1 protein-coding gene is annotated in these 1012 nt (G+C 68.8%); it reads right to left on the bottom strand.

What is annotated here, in order from left to right:
* On the bottom strand, window positions 1–864 hold an 864-nt coding region (locus I71_RS17875; RefSeq protein WP_042696193.1), incomplete at its 3' end, for an amidoligase family protein.
* Window positions 865–1012 lie beyond the last annotated feature (148 nt).

Here is a 1012-nt window from a genome sequence, read left to right as displayed (position 1 = left end):
CCGCAGGGCGCGGTCTGCGGCCAGCCGCTCCACCGCCACCCAGCGGTTCCAGTCGGCGGCGAGCGACCAGCCGGGATCGCTCAGCCGTGCGTTCGGCAGGCGGTAATGGAAGGTGGGACGCGGACGGACATGCGGATCCTCCATCGCCGCGGCCAGCCGGTCGGGGGCGAGATGGGCGAACAGCGGGAACAGGTCCAGCTCGCGGTTGCGGGTGGGGTTGTCGGCCAGGTAATCGTCGATCAGCCCGCCAAGGTCGGGGCGGTAAGCCGGATCGACCACCTTGGCGGCATAGGCGGTCGGGAAAGCGGCGATGAAGCCGGACAGGCGCCGGGTCACATCGACGCGGATCTCCCGCCGCAGCCAGGGCGCCAGCAGCAGGAAGGCCTTCAGTGTGTCCAGAAGATACTCGTCGTCGGTCCGCGCCACCTCCGGATTGAAATGCAGGCCGAAGGCGAACAGCGGGCTGGCCTCCGTCCCGGCGGCGCCCAGCGCGCGCAGGCGGGCGACCATCTCCTCCAGCTCCGGCATCTGCTCCACCGTCACGGGGGGGGCGGCGATCTCGAAGGGCATCACCAGACTGCCGATGTTGCCCCACAGCGGCCGCAGCGGGTCGAGGATCGCCTTTCCTCCCTTGCCCTTGTGGGCGGAGCGCATGTCCAGCTCCACCGTGAAATCGCCGAGCCGGGTGTCCGTCACCAGACATCTGTGCGGGTTCTCGACGGTGACGCTGCCACCGAACAATCGATGCACGCAGGCGGCGGCCGATGGCGCGTCCAGGTCGGCGAATTCGAGTTCCACCCCCACGCGGCGCGGCGTGCCCTGGGACGTGGTGCGGAGCGGGGGGAGGAGGAAGGGTGTGGTCATTGCATGGCTTCAACAGCCGACCCTTCCAGGCTGTTCCATCGGCCGCACGACGGAAAACCGGGTCGGACAGGAAGTCGCGGAACGGCGCAACGGCAGGAAATCAAGCAAGAGGCAGGGGAATACCCCTTTCGACCATCGCCCTCCGATG

The sequence above is a fragment of the Azospirillum sp. B506 genome, assembly GCF_000333595.1.
GTDB lineage: Bacteria > Pseudomonadota > Alphaproteobacteria > Azospirillales > Azospirillaceae > Azospirillum.
This window is presented reverse-complemented; position numbering and strand designations above follow the sequence as displayed.